This window comes from Sphingomonas sp. UYP23, from assembly GCF_054059235.1.
Map to the genome: position 1 here is coordinate 2,454,412 of NZ_JBSSBX010000001.1, position 16,451 is coordinate 2,470,862.

Genomic DNA, 16,451 nt, shown 5'->3' on the forward strand with positions numbered 1-16,451 from the left:
AAGAATATTGGCACGAGCCTTGCTGTGCTTGCCGTGAAGACGCGCAAGCAGACGGGGACCGATGCCTTTCAACCCACTTTCCATTCTGAACGGGGCGGTCGATGCGACCGGCGCCGGTGGTACGATCCGCAACGCCATCGCCAATGCCAGTCAGAAGACGGGCATCGATTTCAACTATCTGCTAGGGCAGGCCAAGCTCGAGAGCGGGCTCAACGCCAATGCCAAGGCGGGCACGTCGAGCGCGAGCGGGCTGTACCAGTTCGTCGACCAGAGCTGGTTGCGCGTCGTCAAGGCGCATGGCGCGGAGAATGGGCTCGCCTGGGCGGCGAATGCGATCTCGACCGGGGCGAACGGCCGCGCGGTCGTTTCCGATCCGACGATGAAGCGCGCGATCCTGGCGCTGCGCAACGATCCGTCGGCGGCGTCGCTGATGGCGGCCGAACATGCCAGCGACAATAAGGACGCGCTCGAAAGCGCGACCGGCCGCACCGCGACCGGCACCGACCTCTACATGGCGCATTTCCTCGGGCTCGGCGGTGCGCGCTCGTTCCTGACGACGATGCAGGCCAATCCCGACAAGAGCGGCGCGGCGATGTTCCCCGCGGCAGCGCGTGCCAATCGTGGCGTGTTCTTCAACAGCGATGGCAGCGCGCGATCGCTGTCGGACATCTACAGCCGCTTCTCGGCCAAGCTCGACAAGAGCGCCGAGGGGGCGAGCGCGCCGGCGACGTCGGGCCTGGCATCGACGCGGCTTGGGTCGTGGGGCGCCGACGTCATCCCCGGCAACGGTGAGACCTCGACCTCGGATGCAACGATGTGGGCGCAGTCGACGCTCGAGCAATTGGGCGGCGCGATGGGCAGTTCGACGACACAGATGGCGTCGAACTCGGCCGCCAGCCTGCTCCGGCCCACGCCGGCGAATGCGCGGCTTGCGTACATGTTGCTTGCGCAGATGGGAGCCTGACTAAGTGGCGATTGCCCTGACATCGCCCGCCGGCAAGGCGGGCGGGATCCTGCCGCTGCTGCGCTCGGCCGCGCTTCCGGTCGCGATCCTGCTGCTCGTCGTGCTGATGGTCGTGCCGATCCCGGCGGCGATGCTCGACGTGTTCTTCATCATGAACATCACGATCAGCCTCGCGGTGCTGATGGTCAGCCTGAATGCGCAAAAGCCGCTCGATTTCTCGGCCTTCCCGACCGTTTTGCTGTTTGCGACGCTGTTCCGCCTCAGCCTCAACGTCGCCTCGACGCGCGTCGTGCTGGTGCACGGGCATGAGGGCGAAAGCGCCGCCGGCCATGTGATCGAGGCGTTCGGCACCTTCCTGATCGGCGGCGACTATGTCGTCGGCCTGTTCGTCTTCGCGATCCTCGTGATCATCAACATGATCGTCGTCACCAAGGGCGCAGGGCGAGTCTCGGAAGTGTCGGCACGCTTCACGCTCGACGCGTTGCCCGGCAAGCAGATGGCGATCGACGCCGATCTCAACGCCGGCCTCATCACCCCCGACGAAGCCAAGCTGCGCCGCGTAGAAGTTGCGACCGAAGCCGATTTCTACGGCTCGATGGACGGTTCGTCCAAATTCGTGAAGGGCGACGCGGTCGCGGGCCTGCTGATCCTCGCCGCCAATATCGTCGGCGGCCTGATCCTCGGCCCCGTCAGCCACGGCATGACGATCGCGGCCGCGGCGCACAATTACGTGCTGCTCGCGATCGGCGATGCGCTCGTCGCGCAGATTCCGTCGCTGATGCTGTCGATCGCCGCCGCCGCGATCGTGACGCGCGTCCAGTCGACGATGGATCTCGCCGGGCAGATCGGCAGCCAGTTCGGCTCGGCGCGGACCTGGACCCCGGTCGCGATCATCCTCGGCCTGCTCGGCGTGATGCCCGGCATGCCGCATCTCATCATCCTGCCTGCCGCAGCGCTCGCCGGCTTTGCCGCGTGGAAGATGCGCCAGGCCGCGCTCCGCCCCGCGCCGGTCGAGATCGTGCCGGCCGAGCCGATCGATTATTCGAAGATCGGCTGGGACGAAGTCGCCGACACGATGCAGGTCAATCTCGACATCGGCTATGGCCTGGTGCCGCTGGTCGACGAGCGCCGCGATGCGCCGCTGATGGGGCGGATCACCGGCGTGCGGCGCCAGCTGTCGAAGGACATGGGCTTCGTCATCCCGCAGGTCCGCGTGCGCGACGACATCAACCTCGCGCCGTTCGCCTATCGCATCATCGTCGGCGGCGTCGTCGTCGGCGAGGACAGCGTGTCGCCCGACGAGATGCTCGCGCTCGATACCGGCCAGGCGGTCGGCGGGCTGATGGGCAAGGGCGCGAAGGACCCGACCTTCGGGCTCGACGCGGTGTGGATCGCGCCGAGCGACGCCGATGCGGCGACGGGTGCTGGCTATCTCGTGGTCGATCCCGGCACGGTGATGGCGACGCACCTCAACCACCAGCTCGGCGTCCATGCGTCCGAACTGCTCGGCCCCGACGAAGTCCAGGCACTGCTCGACGGGCTCAAGGAGCGCGCATCGAACCTGGTCGCGTCGCTCTCGCCCAATCCGCTGCCGCTCACCACGCTCACCCAGGTGCTGCGCGGGCTGCTGGCGGAGAACGTCCCGCTCAAGGAGTTCCGGCGGATTGCCGCCGCGATCGCGGTCGCGGCACAGAAGACGCTCGACGCCGACGAGATCATCGAGATGATCCGTCCGGCGCTTGGCGGCCTCATCATCGGCAAGCTGTGCGGGGTGCGCGAGCCGCTGCGCGTGATGACGCTCGAGGGGCAGCTCGAGGGGCTGCTCGGCCAGGCGATGCGCAGCGATCCGTCGAAGCGCCACACGATCGAGCCCGATCTCGGCCGCCGCATCGTCGATGCGCTGCAGAACGCCGCGCAGCCGCTGATCAACGAGGCCAAGCCGTTCGCGCTCGTCGTCCAACCCGCGATCCGCGTCGCGATCCGCAAGCTCGTCAAGACCTGCCTGCCCGATATCCCGGTGATGAGCTTCTTCGAAGTGCCCGAGGACAAATCGGTCGAAGTCGTCGCCGTGATCGGCGCAGCCGGAGCGCTCCCAGCATGACCGCACAGCCCAACCCCACGCAGTTTTCCGGCGCCGTGGTCGCCGCCGCCCAGCCGCTCGTCTATGGCCGGACCGCCGCGCCCGACCTCAACGTGCTCGCGCGCAAGCATCTCCCACTCGTCCGGCGGATCGCGCGGCATATCCATGGCAGCATGTCGTCCGCGGTCGAGGTGGAGGATCTCGTCCAGATCGGGATGGTCGCGTTGGTCGAAGCCGCGGGTGCGTTCGAGGATCGCGGGCAAGTGACCTTCGAACAGTATCTCGCCACGCGCGTGCGCGGCTCGATGATCGATGCGCTCAGGCGCAGCGCGACGCTCACGCGCGGCGCGATGCAGAGGAAACGCCTTTATGCCGAGACCGTCGCGATGCTGACCACCGAGCTTGGCCATGCGCCCGATGCGGCGCTCGTCGCAGCGCGGATCGGCGTGACGCCCGAAAAGCTCCGGCTCGATTATGCCAATGCCCAGCCGGTGCGGATGGAGCCGATCGATGATGTCTATTCGGACGAAGGCCCGTGGTTCGCGAGCGAGGAGCCCGATGCGTTCGCGCACCTCTCTGACGAGCAGGAGCGCGACACGCTGATCGCCGCGATCGCGAGCCTGCCCGAACGCGAGGCGCTGGTGATCCAGCTCTATTATGTCGAGGAGTTCAACCTCGAGGAGATCGGCTCGGTGATCGGCGTCGGGGCGGCGCGGGTGTGCCAGATCAAGGCGTCGGCCCACGTCCGGCTCAAGAAGGCGATGCTGCGGCGCTAGGCTCCGCGTCGTCGCCGCGCCCGACCGTGATCGCCACCGCCACGTCCATCGTGACGTTGCCGACGGTGCGGAACAGATCGGGGATCGTCTCGACCGCGACGAGCAGACCGAGCGCCTCGAGCGGCACGCCCATCGCGACCGCGACCGGGGCGACCGAGGCGAAATAGGTGATCGTGCCGGGCAGGCTGACCGCCCCCATGGTGGTGATCGCGGCGGTGGCGACGCCGGCGGCGAGCTGGACCGGGCCGATGTGCACGCCGAGGAAATGCGCGACGTACAGCGCGACCGCGAGGTTCATCGCCGGGCTGGTCGCCCGGAAGATCGCCACCGCGATCGGCAGGGTGATCCCGGTCGAGGTCTCGGACGCGCCGAGTTCGGCGCTCGCCTTGAGCATCTCCGGAAGCGTCGCGAGCGAGGATTGCGTGCTGATCGCCACCGCCTGCGCCGGCGCGACCGCACGCGCGAAGCGCAGGATGCCGACGCGCCCGCCGACCACCGCGACGGGGTATGCCGCCAGCAGCACGAGAAAGCCGATCGACGACACCGTGATGATGTAATGCGCCAGCGCGCCGAACGCCGCCGCACCCGTTTGCGCGCCGACGCCGTATGCCAGGCAGAAGATGCCGATCGGCGCGAGCTTCAGCACCCAACCGATGATGATCAGCATCGTGTCGACGATGGCTTTGAAGAAGGTGGTGAGCAACGCGCGCGGCTCGGTCGGCAGCCGCGTGATCGCGAAGGCGAAGACCAGGGCGAAGACGGTGAGCGGCAGGAAGGCGTCGGCCGCCGCGGCGGTCACGACGTTGGTCGGCACCACCGTCTCGAAGAACGCGCTCATCGAGGGCACCTGGCCGGTCGGCGGCGGCGCGCTGCGCAAGGCGGAGCGCAGCGCCTCGGCCCAGGCGGACGGCAGCGGCCACAGATCGAGCAGCAGCGGCGTGATCAGCGCCGAGCCGATCGTCGTCGTCCACAGGATGATCGTGAACAGGATCACCGAGCGCCCGGCGATCCGGCCGGCGCGCGCGGCGTCGGCGGTCGCACCGACGCCGGTCACCAGCAAGCCGATGATCAGCGGCACGATCACCATCTGCAATCCGTGGAGCCAGGCCGAGCCGATCGGCAGCGTCACTTCGGTCGCGGCGATCGCCCAGACCGGCGAGACCGACGCCGCGACGATGCCGAGGACGAGCCCCACGACGAGCGCCAACAGGATTCGGGTGGTTTGCGACATGCGGGTCCTTCGCTATGGCGGGGCTAGGCAAGAGCGGCGCGTGGCACGCCAACACAAGCGACGAGGAAATGGGTGCGATGGCAAGGAAATATTTCGGCACCGATGGCATTCGTGGACTGACCAACAAGACCCCGATGACCGCTGCGATGGCGATGAAGGTCGGCATGGCGGCCGGCGCGCACTTCCGGCGCGGCGACCATCGCCACCGCGTCGTGATCGGCAAGGATACGCGGCTGTCGGGCTATATGCTCGAATCGGCGATGGTCGCGGGGTTCACTTCGGTCGGCATGGACGTGGTGCTGCTCGGGCCGATGCCGACGCCCGCCGTCGCGATGCTGACCCAGTCGATGCGCGCCGATCTCGGCGTGATGATCTCGGCCAGTCACAACCCCTATTTCGACAACGGCATCAAGCTGTTCGGGCCCGACGGGTATAAATTGTCCGACGCCGACGAGCTCGCGATCGAGGCGTTGATCGAGGGCGACATCGACCTTTCGCCCGCCCCCGAGATCGGCCGCGCGCGCCGCGTCGACGATGCGCAGGGGCGCTATATCCATTTCGCCAAATCGACCTTCCCCGAGAATATGCGGCTCGACGGGATGAAGATCGTCGTCGATTGCGCCAACGGCGCGGCGTACCGCGTCGCGCCGACCGCCTTGTGGGAATTGGGCGCCGAGGTCGTGTCGATCGGCGTTACCCCCAATGGCAAGAACATCAATGACGGGGTCGGCTCGACCGCACCGACCTTGCTGTGCGAAACCGTCGTCGCATCGGGCGCGCAGCTGGGTATCGCGCTCGACGGTGACGCCGACCGGCTGATCGTGGTCGATGAAAAGGGCCATGTCGTCGATGGCGATCAGTTGATGGCGACGATCGCGAGCGGCTGGGCGCGCAGCGGGCGGCTGAAGAATGGCGGACTGGTCGCGACGGTGATGTCGAACCTCGGGCTCGAGCGGCACCTGGCGGCGCAGGGGATCGGGCTGGTGCGCACCAGCGTCGGTGATCGCCACGTGCTCGAGGCGATGCGCGCGCAGGGGTACAATGTCGGCGGCGAGCAGTCGGGGCACATCATCCTGTCGGATTATGCGACGACCGGCGATGGGTTGGTCGCGGCGCTGCAGATCCTGGCGGAGCTCGCCTGGGCGGGGGCGCCGGCGAGCGAGCTGCTGCATCGCTTCGAGCCGCTGCCGCAATTGCTCAAGAACGTGCGCTTCGCCGGCGGCAAGCCGCTCGAGGACGCGGCGGTGAAAGCGGTGATTGCGGGGGCCGAGGCCGAATTGAAGGGCAGGGGGCGGCTGGTGATCCGGCCGTCGGGCACCGAACCGGTGATCCGCGTGATGGCCGAGGGCGACGATCCCGCGCAGGTCGAGGCGGTGGTCGATCGGATCTGCGAAGCGGTGAGGATCGCGGCGGGGTGATTTTTCCCGCTGCTCCTTCTTGCTCCCCTCCCGCTTGCGGGAGGGGCTGGGGGAGGGCAGTAACCCACGACGATCCCGCGACAATAAGACAGCCCCTCCCCTAACCCCTCCCGCACGCGGGAGGGGAAGAAGGAAAACGCGGAGGAAAAAAGGAAACGCCCATGCTCGAAATGCGCCCCGATTGCGAACGCTGCGGCACCGATCTCCCCGCCGACGAGGCGGGCGCCTTCATCTGCTCGTTCGAATGCACCTTCTGCGCGCAGTGCGCCGACCGGCTCGATGACCGCTGCCCCAATTGCGGCGGCGAGTTGATGGACCGCCCGGCGCGCGTCGACGATCTGCTGGCACGGCATCCCGCCGCGACCGAGCGGCGCTTCAAGCGGCCCCAGTGAGCGCCACGCCGCGCATCCTGATCATCGCGGGCTCGGATTCGGGTGGCGGCGCGGGGATCCAGGCCGACATCAAGACGGTGACGATGCTCGGTGGTCACGCGATGACCGCGATCACTGCGATCACCGCGCAGAATACGCTCGGCGTTCAGGCGGTGATGCCGGTGTCGGCCGAGATGGTCCTCGCGCAGATCACGTCGTGCGTCTCCGACATCGGTGTCGATGCAGTGAAGATCGGGATGCTCGGATCGGCGGCGACTGCGCACGGCGTGGCGGATGTGCTCGAGACACTCGCCGTGCCGATCGTGTTCGATCCGGTGATGGTTGCCACGAGCGGGGCGGTGCTTGCCGATGCCGGGACGATCGCGGCGTTCGCGCGGTTGATGCGGATCGCGACGCTGACGACGCCGAACCTGCCTGAACTGCATGCGCTTCAAGCATCCCTCTCCGGGCGGAAGCGCCGGGGCGATGCGCACGCCCTGCCCGCGGATGACCCGCTCCCACTGGGAGCGGGGTCTTTGCTCATCAAAGGCGGGCATGGCGATGGAGACGAAATCGTCGATCGCTTGGTCGGGCCGACAGGTGCCGTCGCGTCCTGGTCCGCGCCGCGGATCGAGACGCGCAGCACGCATGGGACTGGCTGCACGCTGGCTTCGGCGATCGCGACCTTCCTCGCCCAGGGGCGGTCGCTCGAAGCGGCGGTCGCGGCGGCGCGAACCTTCGTTCGCCTCGCGCTGCGCGACGCGCCGGGCCTGGGCGGCGGACATGGGCCGATGGGGCATCAGGCGGTGCGGCTTGACGTCGGGCCCGACCTCCGGCTCAACCAGGTGACGCTCGGCATGGCCGATTATGCGGCCTCGCGGGCGTTTTACACTGCGCTTGGGCTCACGCAGATCGTCGGCACCGATGACGCGCACTATGCCCGCTTCGAAGGCCCCGGCGGCGCGACGCTGTCGATCGAGCGCGACGTGAGCTCGACGGTGTTTTTCGAATGCAGCGATCTGGATGTCGAGATCGCACGGCTGCAGGCCGCGGGACTCGTTTTCGAACAGCTGCCGACCGACCAGCCATGGCTGTGGCGCGAAGCGCGGCTGCGCGATCCTGCCGGCAATACGGTCTGTCTCTACCAGGCTGGCGAGAACCGGCGCTATCCGCCATGGCGACGGACTGATGCCTAGTCTCAAACACGAAAAACTCTGCCTGGCGCCGGTCGCCGGCGTCGACGAAGCCGGCCGTGGCCCGCTCGCGGGGCCAGTCGTTGCCGCCGCCGTCATCCTGCCCGCCAAGGGTGTCCCGCGCGGGATCAATGATTCGAAGAAACTCCCGCCGCTCGAACGCCAGCGGCTGCACGACCGGCTGCGGGCCTGCGCGATCGTCGGGATCGGGATCGTCGAGGCCGAGGAAATCGACACGCTCAACATCTATTGGGCGACGATGAAAGCGATGACGCTTGCGGTCGAAGCGCTCGGCTGCGCGCCGGGGCATGTCCTGGTCGACGGCAACCGGCTTCCCAAATGGGGCTTCGCCGCGACGCCGATCATCAAGGGCGATGCGATCAGCCTGTCGATCGCCGCCGCGTCGATCATCGCCAAGCATACCCGCGACACGATCATGCTCGCGCATGCCGCGGCGCATCCGCAGTACGGATGGCATGCGAACAAGGGCTATGGCGCGCCCGATCACCTGCGCGCTTTGCGCGAACACGGGCCGTGCGCGCTCCATCGGCGCAGTTTTCGTCCCGTTGCCGAAGCTTTCTTGCTTAACGAGTCTTCGCAGCCACACACCAGCACTTGAGCCTGTGGATAAGTCGAGGCTCAATATCTGGGTCGTTTCCCGAAATGTTCCGCGAAATTGACGGAATCTCAAGGTTTTTCGTTAACCAATGTTCGCTTGACGCGAGTCCCTTTGCTGGCAGGGATGCGCTCCACACACGAAGGGGCGACGACGATGGGGGTTTTGGAGAAGATCAGGACGGTGGCACCGCGCACGGTCGAGGCACCGGTGCAGCTGCCGCTCGACCAGATCCTGCGCGGCGATTGCATCGCGGCGATGCGCGCGCTGCCGGCTAAGTCGGTCGACCTGATCTTTGCCGATCCGCCCTACAACCTCCAACTCGGCGGCGACCTGTCGCGCCCCGATGGCAGCCATGTCGATGCGGTGACCGACGAGTGGGACAAGTTCGATTCGCTGAGCGCGTACGACAAGTTCACGCGCGAGTGGCTCGCCGAGGCGAAGCGCATCCTCAAGGACAATGGCGCGATCTGGGTGATCGGGTCGTACCACAATATCTACAAGGTCGGCGCGGCGATCCAGGATCTGGGCTATTGGATCCTCAACGACATCGTCTGGCGCAAGACCAACCCGATGCCCAATTTCAAGGGTACGCGCTTCACCAACGCGCATGAGACGCTGATCTGGGCGTCGATGGGCGAGAAATCGCGCTACACCTTCAACTATCGCAGCATGAAGACGCTCAACGACGAGTTGCAGATGCGCTCCGACTGGGAATTCCCGACCTGCGGCGGGCAGGAGCGGCTCAAGCGCGACGGCGTCAAGGTGCATCCGACGCAGAAGCCCGAGGCGCTGATCTATCGCATCCTGCTGGCCTGCACCAAGCCGGGCGACGTGGTGCTCGATCCGTTCTTCGGCACCGGCACGACGGGCGCGGTCGCCAAGCGGCTTGGGCGGCACTGGATCGGGATCGAGCGCGAGAGCGATTACATCGCGGCGGCGGAAGACCGCATCGCGGCGGCGCTGCCGCTCGATGAATCGTCGCTCAAGACGATGCAGAGCCCGAAGGCCGCGCCGCGCGTCGCGTTCGGGACGATCGTCGAGAACGGCATGTTGGTCGCGGGCGCCGTGCTGGTCGATGCCAAGCGGCGCTACAGCGTCACGGTGCGCGCCGACGGCTCGGTCATCAGTGGCGATCAGACCGGCTCGATCCACAAGCTTGGATCGGTGCTGCAGGGCGCGCCAGCGTGCAACGGCTGGACCTTTTGGCATTACGAGACGCCCGAGGGGTTGAAGCCGATCGATACGCTGCGGCAGACCTATCTGCTCGCGACGCAGATCTGATTGCGTCAGGGCTGCTACGCTGTTGCGCGTGACCTAGGTTTCGCGTCAAACGCAGCGGCCCCGGCCTCCGCCGTGGCGACGGGATGATCTATGAGCAGCCTCCACCTCCGCCCGATCCAGTTCGTCGACACGCCGGTCGACCGCGACGGCGAGGTCGCGCGGCTGGCGGGGGGTATGCTGTGGTTCGCGGCCTATGAGGTGATCGAGGACGGGCGCCGCCGGACGGTGCCGATCGCCGATCTCGACATGCTGCTGCGCGACGAGCGCGCCGCGCGGCTGCATGCGGCGATCACCGCACCGCGCGCGACGCTGACGCTGGGCGAGCGGACGCTGCGCTTCGATCAGCCATCGGTGTGCGGCATCCTCAACGTGACGCCCGACAGTTTCTCCGATGGCGGGACCTTGCAGGACGATCCCGCGGCGGCGGCGAGCGCCGGTGTCGCGATGGCGGCGGCGGGGGCCGCGCTGATCGATGTCGGCGGTGAATCGACGCGGCCGGGGGCGGCGACGGTGTGGGAGGGCGACGAGATCGCACGCGTCGTTCCCGTGATCGAACGGCTCGCGCGGGCGGGCACGCTGGTGTCGATCGATACGCGCAAGGCGAGCGTGATGGAGGCGGCGCTCGCGGCAGGGGCGGCAATCGTCAACGATGTCGCGGCGTTGCTGTGGGACGATCGCGCGCTCGAGGTCGTCGCCAAGGCGGAATGCCCGGTCGTGCTGATGCATTCGCCCGATCCCGCAAAGGGGCCGCATGGCGGGCAGGGCTACACCGATGTCGTGGTCGAGGTGTTCGACTGGCTCGAGGCGCGGATTGCCGCGGTCGTCGCGGGCGGGGTCGCGCGATCGCGCATCATCGTCGATCCAGGCGTCGGCTTCGGCAAATCGCTTGCCGACAATCTCGCGCTAATGAACGGACTGACTATCTTTCATGGCCTGGGTTGCCCGATTCTGCTTGGGGCAAGCCGCAAGCGGATGATCGGCGCCTTGTCGAATGAAGCGCCGGCCAATCAACGATTGGGTGGATCGGTCGCGCTTGCACTGACGGGGGTGATGGCGGGCGTGCAGATGCTACGCGTCCACGATGTCCCGGAAACCGTGCAGGCGATGCGCGTATGGCGCGGTCTGCGCGACCGCGCCCTGGTCGGGCGGTAACCTCAGGCCACCGCCCGAATCCGATCAGCAACCGTTCTTGCGGTTCTGTGCAGCGTCGTGACGCTTGTCGAGCGTCTTGCCGAGCAGCGCGCCGCCGACACCACCCGCGACGGTGCCGAGCAGGCCGCCACCAAGGACATTGCCCGCGACCGCGCCGCCGACGCCACCGGCAACCGCGCCGGTCGTGCCGCTGCTGCGCTTGCACGGGTAATAGCGGCCATCCTGGCCACGATAGGTACGCTCGTCGCGGCGATCATCACGACGGTCGTCGCGGCGGTCGCGGCGGTCGTCGTAGCGACGGTCATCATAGCTTTGCGCAACTGCAGCTGCAGGGACGATCGCTGGAACCAAGGTGAGGGCGGTCAAAGCCGCCAAGATCTTTGTGGTACGCATGGGAAAACTCACTCCTCTTCGCTCGTACAACCGACGAAGCGGACGGAGTTTCCCACCTTCGACGATCTTTTTGGTTCGAACCGGGCCGATTTCACGCCGCGGCGTTGTCGATCCCGAGCTCCCCAAGCTTGCGATACAGCGTCGAGCGCCCGATCCCGAGCCGCCGCGCGACTTCGGTCATTCTGCCACGGTAATGGCCGATCGCGAGCCGGATGACGTCGGCCTCGATCTCTTCCAATGCGCGCAAGTTCCCATCGGCATGGAACAGGGTGACGCCGCCGCTCGTGGCCATCGGCATGGGGGTCGGCGTGGTATGGCGTTGCCCGCCGAGCGCTGCGATCTGCGGGAAATCCGCGCGGGTCAGCGCAGCGCCGTCGCACAACACCGCCGCACGGAACAACGCGTTCTGCAACTGGCGGACATTGCCCGGCCAATCGTAGCGCCCAAGCAAGGCGAGCGCATCGTCGGTGATGCCGAGCGGGCGCAGCCCCGGCTGCTCGGCGATGCGCGCGAGCAGATGGCGGGCCAGTGCCGGGATGTCACCGGCGCGTTCGCGCAAAGGCGGGATCGTCACCTGGACGACGTTGAGGCGGTAATAGAGATCCTCGCGAAAGCGGCCGGCCTCGACCTCCTCGATCAGCCGCTTGTTGGTAGCGGCGATGACGCGGACATCGACCTCGCGCGTATGCCGCGCACCGATCGGCTGAATCTCGCCCGATTGCAGCACGCGGAGCAGCTTGACTTGGGCCTCGAGCGGCATCTCGCCAATCTCGTCGAGGAACAGCGTGCCGCCGTCGGCTTCCTGAAAGCGACCGATCTTGCGTTCGAACGCGCCGGTAAAGGCGCCTTTCTCGTGTCCGAACAGTTCGGATTCGATCAGGTTGGGCGGCAGCGCGCCGCAATTGATCGCGACCATCGCCTTTTTGCCACGGGGGGAGGCGGCATGGATCGCTTCGGCGACGACTTCCTTGCCGACCCCGCTTTCGCCCTCGACGAGCACGGGAACGCGCGCGCGCGCCGCCTTCGCGGCGATGGCGAGCGCGGCGCGGAAATCGGGGGCGGAGCCGACGATCTCATCGAACGCGAGCAAAGCAGGGATCTTCTCGGTCAGCGGCCGCAATTCGCCGGCCGCCTTGCCGGCGACCGCGGCGTCGAGCGCTGCGAGCAAGCGCTCGGGGGCGAGTGGCTTGACGAGGAAATCGGTCGCACCGCTGCGCATCGCGGCGACGGCGTGCGCGACCGATCCGTTGGCGGTGAGCAGCAGGAGTGGGAGCGCCGGGCGACGGCGGCGGATCTCTTCGATCAGCGCGGTCGGGTCGGCCTCGGGCGCCCATTGGTCGAGCAGGATCGCGTCGAGTTGCATCCCGTCCTGCGTGCCGAGCATTGCGATCGCCATCTCGCCGTCGGCGGCGAAGATCGCGCGCCAGCCGCGCCGCGCTGCGATCGCCGCGACGAGGCGCCGTTGCGCCGGTTCGTCGTCGATCAACATCAGCAGCCGCTGTCCGTTACGCGTCATGCGTTTATCCCATTTGTGTCGAATCCCATCCGAAGGCCTAGCGCGAAGGTGTGAAAACGGGCTTAAAACGCCCCGGCTTGGGACGCGCGGGACAGATGCCGCGCAACGCAGGGGCGATATGCGCGGGGCTTGAGGCGAAGCGTTAGCCAAGCTAAGCACTCGGGCGAACCGGGGGACTACCCCGTCTTGCAGGGGATGGAACGATGGCTGCCGACAACGACATGCAGGTCCACCGCGCGACGTATGACAAGGTCATCAACGTCATGAAATATGGCGCGGTCGCGGTCTTCATCATCGCCTTTGCGGTGGTGTGGCTGGTTTCGGGCAAGTAGGCGTGAAGATCGCCGTCCTCCGCGAAACCGTCGAGGGCGAGCGCCGCGTTGCCGCGACCCCCGAAACGGCCAAGAAATTCATCGCGCTCGGCGCGACCGTCGCGGTCGAGGCTGGCGCTGGCGCGACCGCCTCGATCGCCGATGCGGATTATGCGGCCGTTGGCGCGACTGTCGCCGACCGTGCGGCGACGCTGGCGGGGGCCGAGATCGTGCTTGGCGTGCAGGGGCCGTCGGCCGATGCGCTCGCGGGCGTGGCGCCGGGTGCGTGGCTCGTCGCTGGGCTCAACCCATTTGCCGACCGCGCGCGGATCGACGGCTATGCCGCCGCGGGCCTGGAGGCGCTGGCGATGGAGTTCATGCCGCGCATCACCCGCGCGCAGTCGATGGACATATTGTCGTCGCAGTCGAACTTGGCCGGCTACAAGGCAGTGCTCGATGCCGCCGGCGTTTATGGCCGCGCGTTCCCGATGATGATGACCGCGGCGGGCACGGTCTCGGCGGCGCGCGTGTTCGTGATGGGCGTCGGCGTGGCGGGGCTGCAGGCGATCGCCACCGCGCGGCGGCTCGGCGCGCAGGTCTCCGCGACCGATGTGCGCTCGGCGACCAAGGAGCAGATCCTGTCGCTCGGCGCGAAACCGATCTTCGTCGAGAATGTCGCCGGCATCGAGGGCGAGGGCTCGGGCGGCTATGCCGGCGAGATGAGCCCCGAATATCAAGCGGCGCAGGCCGAGCTCGTCTCGGGTCATATCGCCAAGCAGGACATTGTCATCACGACGGCGCTGATTCCGGGGCGTCCAGCGCCGCGGCTGATTTCGGCGGCACAGGTGGCGAGCATGAAGCCCGGCTCGGTGATCGTCGATCTCGCGGTCGAGGCGGGTGGCAATGTCGAGGGGGCGGTCGCAGGCGAGGTGGTCGTGGTGAACGGCGTGTCGATCGTGGGCTATCGCAACGTACCGTCGCGGCTCGCCGCCGATGCGTCGGCGCTGTTCTCGCGCAACCTGTACAATTTCCTCAACGCCTTCTGGGACAAGGAGGCCGGCAAACCCGTGCTCGACGCCGAGATCGGCGATGCGATCCGGCTGACGCAGGGCGGCAAGGTCGTCAATGCGCGGTTGCTGGGATGAATGCGGCGGTCCTCGGTCCTTCCCGTTCCGGGAAGGATGAGAGATGAGCGCGTGCCGCGCACGCGTCGCTCGAGCCGGGGGCACGGTAGAGCTCAAACGACCTCCCCGTGCCGGGGAGGATTAAGGAAAGATCATGGACTTCATCTCGATCCTGTCGATCTTCGTCATGGCCTGTTTTGTCGGCTACTATGTCGTCTGGTCAGTTACGCCGGCGCTCCACACGCCGCTGATGGCGGTGACCAACGCGATTTCCTCGGTGATCATCGTCGGCGCGCTGATCGCGGCTGCCGCGGCGGGGATCGGCGGCGGGGGTGCGACCTCGAAATGGCTCGGGCTGCTCGCGGTGGTGCTGGCGAGCGTCAACATCTTCGGCGGCTTTGCGGTCACTGCGCGGATGCTCGCGATGTACAAGAAGAAGGCGCCGGCGGCGGCGAAACAGTAATTTCGTCACCCCGGCCTTGTGCCGGGGTCCACTCATCCACTGACGCTGGAGCTAATGGCGCGGTGGACCCCGGAACAGGTCCGGGGTGACGGTAAGGGGTTCGAACACGTGGAACATTTAACGGTCAATCCCTGGGCATCGCTCGCCTATCTGGTCGCAGGGGTGTGCTTCATCCTCGCGCTGCGCGGCCTGTCGAGCCCGGCGACCTCGCAGCGCGGCAACCGCATGGGCATCATCGGCATGACCATTGCGGTGGTGACGACGCTGGTGACGCATGTGCCGATGGAGGCCAATGCACCGATCGCCGCGATCGGCCTCGATCCCGTCACGATCGCCGAAATCCTCGCTGCGATCGGCATCGGCGCCGTGATCGGACTCACCACCGCGCGCAAGATCGCGATGACCGACATGCCGCAGCTTGTCGCCGCGTTCCACTCGCTGGTCGGCCTCGCCGCGGTGCTCGTCGCGTGCGCGGCGTTCCTCAATCCCGGCGCGTTCGGCATTGCCGAGGGCGGCGTGATCTTCCCCCAAAGCCGCATCGAAATGGGCCTCGGCGTCGCGATCGGCGCGATCACCTTCTCGGGGTCAGTCATCGCCTTCCTCAAGCTCAACGGCAATATGGGCGGCAAGCCGATCATGCTGCCGGGGCGTCACGTCATCAATCTCGGCGTGCTCGCCGCGATCCTCGGGCTGATCGCCTATTTCACGCAGGACCAAGCCCCGTGGATCTTCTGGACGATCACCGTCCTGAGCTTCGTGATCGGCTTCCTGCTGATCATCCCGATCGGCGGCGCGGACATGCCGGTCGTGGTGTCGATGCTCAATTCCTATTCGGGCTGGGCGGCGGCGGCGATGGGGTTCACGCTGCACAATACGGCGATGATCATCACCGGCGCGCTGGTCGGCTCGTCGGGCGCGATCCTCAGCTACATCATGTGCAAGGCGATGAACCGCAGCTTCATCAGCGTGATCGCGGGCGGCTTCGGCGGCGACAGCGCCGGTGGTGCCGCGGCGGCGGCGACCGACCGGCCGTGGAAGCGCGGGAGCGCGGAGGACGCCGCCTTCCTGCTTGGTCAGGCCGAACAGGTCATTATCGTGCCCGGCTACGGCATGGCAGTGAGCCAGGCGCAACACGTGCTGCGCGAGATGGGCGACAAATTGAAGGAACACGGCGTCCGCGTGAAATACGCGATCCACCCGGTCGCGGGCCGCATGCCGGGGCACATGAACGTACTGCTCGCCGAGGCGAACGTGCCGTATGACGACGTGTTCGAACTCGAGGACATCAACTCCGAATTCGCACAGACCGACGTCGCCTTCGTGATCGGGGCCAACGACGTCACCAATCCGGCGGCGAAGACCGACAAGAGCTCGCCGATCTACGGCATGCCCGTGCTCGACGTTGAAAAGGCCAAAACCGTCCTCTTCATCAAGCGCTCGATGGGCGGGGTCGGCTATGCCGGCGTCGATAACGACGTCTTCTACATGGACAACACCATGATGCTGCTCGGCGACGCCAAGAAGATGGTCGAGGAGATCGTCAAAGCGATCGAATGACC

The 16,451-nt window shown here is 67.1% G+C and carries 16 protein-coding genes; 13 read left to right on the forward strand and 3 right to left on the reverse strand.

The features are described 5' to 3' along the window. Positions 1-61 precede the first annotated feature (61 nt). Genes ACVWYO_RS12095 through ACVWYO_RS12105 form a run of 3 tightly spaced genes read left to right on the forward strand, consistent with a single transcriptional unit; the run spans position 62 to position 3,820 of the window. Positions 62-964, forward strand: a complete 903-nt coding sequence (locus ACVWYO_RS12095) for a lytic transglycosylase domain-containing protein (RefSeq protein WP_457351075.1) — start codon at positions 62-64, stop codon at positions 962-964. A gap of 49 nt (positions 965-1,013) precedes the next feature. Continuing rightward, positions 1,014-3,065, forward strand: coding sequence for a flagellar biosynthesis protein FlhA (gene flhA, locus ACVWYO_RS12100; RefSeq protein ID WP_457354976.1), 2,052 nt, complete (start codon positions 1,014-1,016; stop codon positions 3,063-3,065). Next, positions 3,062-3,820 (forward strand): sigma-70 family RNA polymerase sigma factor, encoded by a 759-nt coding sequence (locus ACVWYO_RS12105; protein ID WP_457351077.1) that lies wholly within the window; start codon positions 3,062-3,064, stop codon positions 3,818-3,820. Before flhA ends, ACVWYO_RS12105 begins: the two co-directional genes overlap by 4 nt. On the opposite strand, the gene ACVWYO_RS12110 is transcribed toward ACVWYO_RS12105, so the two are convergent. Beyond that, positions 3,795-5,051: a dicarboxylate/amino acid:cation symporter gene (locus ACVWYO_RS12110; protein ID WP_457351079.1), complete on the reverse strand. Its 1,257-nt coding sequence runs from the start codon at positions 5,049-5,051 to the stop codon at positions 3,795-3,797. The two genes, ACVWYO_RS12105 and ACVWYO_RS12110, sit on opposite strands and share 26 nt — an antisense overlap. A 77-nt stretch (positions 5,052-5,128) precedes the next feature. Here ACVWYO_RS12110 and glmM point away from each other — a divergent pair, with 77 nt between their 5' ends. The 6 genes from glmM to folP all read left to right on the forward strand — a co-directional run bounded on the left by glmM (position 5,129) and on the right by folP (position 11,085). Beyond that, positions 5,129-6,469, forward strand: a complete 1,341-nt coding sequence (gene glmM, locus ACVWYO_RS12115; protein WP_457351081.1) for a phosphoglucosamine mutase — start codon at positions 5,129-5,131, stop codon at positions 6,467-6,469. A 161-nt stretch (positions 6,470-6,630) separates the two neighbouring features. Beyond that, the gene (locus tag ACVWYO_RS12120) at positions 6,631-6,861 is read left to right on the forward strand and encodes a DUF1272 domain-containing protein (protein ID WP_457351083.1); all 231 of its coding nucleotides are present in this window, start codon (positions 6,631-6,633) and stop codon (positions 6,859-6,861) included. Beyond that, complete coding sequence (gene thiD / locus ACVWYO_RS12125) at positions 6,858-8,036, forward strand: bifunctional hydroxymethylpyrimidine kinase/phosphomethylpyrimidine kinase (RefSeq protein ID WP_457351085.1); 1,179 nt, start codon at positions 6,858-6,860, stop codon at positions 8,034-8,036. The genes ACVWYO_RS12120 and thiD overlap by 4 nt, the downstream gene beginning before the upstream one ends. After that, positions 8,029-8,652 (forward strand): ribonuclease HII, encoded by a 624-nt coding sequence (locus ACVWYO_RS12130; RefSeq protein ID WP_457351087.1) that lies wholly within the window; start codon positions 8,029-8,031, stop codon positions 8,650-8,652. The genes thiD and ACVWYO_RS12130 overlap by 8 nt, the downstream gene beginning before the upstream one ends. 153 nt (positions 8,653-8,805) lie before the next feature. Beyond that, the gene (locus ACVWYO_RS12135; protein ID WP_457351089.1) at positions 8,806-9,933 is read left to right on the forward strand and encodes a DNA methyltransferase; all 1,128 of its coding nucleotides are present in this window, start codon (positions 8,806-8,808) and stop codon (positions 9,931-9,933) included. 90 nt (positions 9,934-10,023) lie between these two features. After that, positions 10,024-11,085 carry a dihydropteroate synthase gene (gene folP / locus ACVWYO_RS12140; protein WP_457351091.1) on the forward strand — a complete coding sequence of 354 codons (1,062 nt, stop codon included), beginning with the start codon at positions 10,024-10,026 and terminating at the stop codon, positions 11,083-11,085. Positions 11,086-11,109: 24 nt separating this feature from the next. Here the strand turns inward: folP and ACVWYO_RS12145 are convergent, their stop codons facing one another. Further along, positions 11,110-11,478, reverse strand: a complete 369-nt coding sequence (locus ACVWYO_RS12145; RefSeq protein WP_457351093.1) for a hypothetical protein — start codon at positions 11,476-11,478, stop codon at positions 11,110-11,112. 91 nt (positions 11,479-11,569) lie between these two features. Next, positions 11,570-12,994 (reverse strand): sigma-54-dependent transcriptional regulator, encoded by a 1,425-nt coding sequence (locus ACVWYO_RS12150; RefSeq protein ID WP_457351095.1) that lies wholly within the window; start codon positions 12,992-12,994, stop codon positions 11,570-11,572. Between the two features lie 203 nt (positions 12,995-13,197). Between ACVWYO_RS12150 and ACVWYO_RS12155 the strand changes: the two genes are divergently transcribed. The 4 genes from ACVWYO_RS12155 (at position 13,198) to ACVWYO_RS12170 (ending at position 16,449) form a co-directional block, all read left to right on the forward strand. Beyond that, complete coding sequence (locus tag ACVWYO_RS12155) at positions 13,198-13,326, forward strand: aa3-type cytochrome c oxidase subunit IV (protein ID WP_241659819.1); 129 nt, start codon at positions 13,198-13,200, stop codon at positions 13,324-13,326. A gap of 2 nt (positions 13,327-13,328) precedes the next feature. Further along, on the forward strand, positions 13,329-14,450 hold the full coding sequence (locus ACVWYO_RS12160) for an NAD(P) transhydrogenase subunit alpha (protein WP_457351098.1): 1,122 nt from the start codon (positions 13,329-13,331) through the stop codon (positions 14,448-14,450). Positions 14,451-14,583: 133 nt separating this feature from the next. After that, positions 14,584-14,892, forward strand: coding sequence for a proton-translocating transhydrogenase family protein (locus ACVWYO_RS12165; protein ID WP_189677014.1), 309 nt, complete (start codon positions 14,584-14,586; stop codon positions 14,890-14,892). Positions 14,893-15,000: 108 nt separating this feature from the next. Further along, a complete protein-coding gene (locus ACVWYO_RS12170) occupies positions 15,001-16,449 on the forward strand; it encodes an NAD(P)(+) transhydrogenase (Re/Si-specific) subunit beta (protein WP_457351100.1) in 1,449 nt (482 codons plus the stop codon). Positions 16,450-16,451 lie beyond the last annotated feature (2 nt).

Excerpts from the sequence above, each read along its gene's own strand:
- ACVWYO_RS12105 (WP_457351077.1), top strand. The coding sequence starts at position 3,062 with ATGACCGCACAGCCCAACCCCACGCAGTTTTCCGGCGCCGTGGTCGCC.
- ACVWYO_RS12110 (WP_457351079.1), bottom strand. The coding sequence starts at position 5,051 with ATGTCGCAAACCACCCGAATCCTGTTGGCGCTCGTCGTGGGGCTCGTC.
- ACVWYO_RS12165 (WP_189677014.1), top strand. The coding sequence starts at position 14,584 with ATGGACTTCATCTCGATCCTGTCGATCTTCGTCATGGCCTGTTTTGTC.
- ACVWYO_RS12120 (WP_457351083.1), top strand. The coding sequence starts at position 6,631 with ATGCTCGAAATGCGCCCCGATTGCGAACGCTGCGGCACCGATCTCCCC.
- ACVWYO_RS12135 (WP_457351089.1), top strand. The coding sequence starts at position 8,806 with ATGGGGGTTTTGGAGAAGATCAGGACGGTGGCACCGCGCACGGTCGAG.
- ACVWYO_RS12095 (WP_457351075.1), top strand. The coding sequence starts at position 62 with ATGCCTTTCAACCCACTTTCCATTCTGAACGGGGCGGTCGATGCGACC.
- ACVWYO_RS12130 (WP_457351087.1), top strand. The coding sequence starts at position 8,029 with ATGCCTAGTCTCAAACACGAAAAACTCTGCCTGGCGCCGGTCGCCGGC.
- ACVWYO_RS12155 (WP_241659819.1), top strand. The coding sequence starts at position 13,198 with ATGGCTGCCGACAACGACATGCAGGTCCACCGCGCGACGTATGACAAG.
- ACVWYO_RS12150 (WP_457351095.1), bottom strand. The coding sequence starts at position 12,994 with ATGACGCGTAACGGACAGCGGCTGCTGATGTTGATCGACGACGAACCG.
- glmM (WP_457351081.1), top strand. The coding sequence starts at position 5,129 with ATGGCAAGGAAATATTTCGGCACCGATGGCATTCGTGGACTGACCAAC.
- folP (WP_457351091.1), top strand. The coding sequence starts at position 10,024 with ATGAGCAGCCTCCACCTCCGCCCGATCCAGTTCGTCGACACGCCGGTC.
- ACVWYO_RS12145 (WP_457351093.1), bottom strand. The coding sequence starts at position 11,478 with ATGCGTACCACAAAGATCTTGGCGGCTTTGACCGCCCTCACCTTGGTT.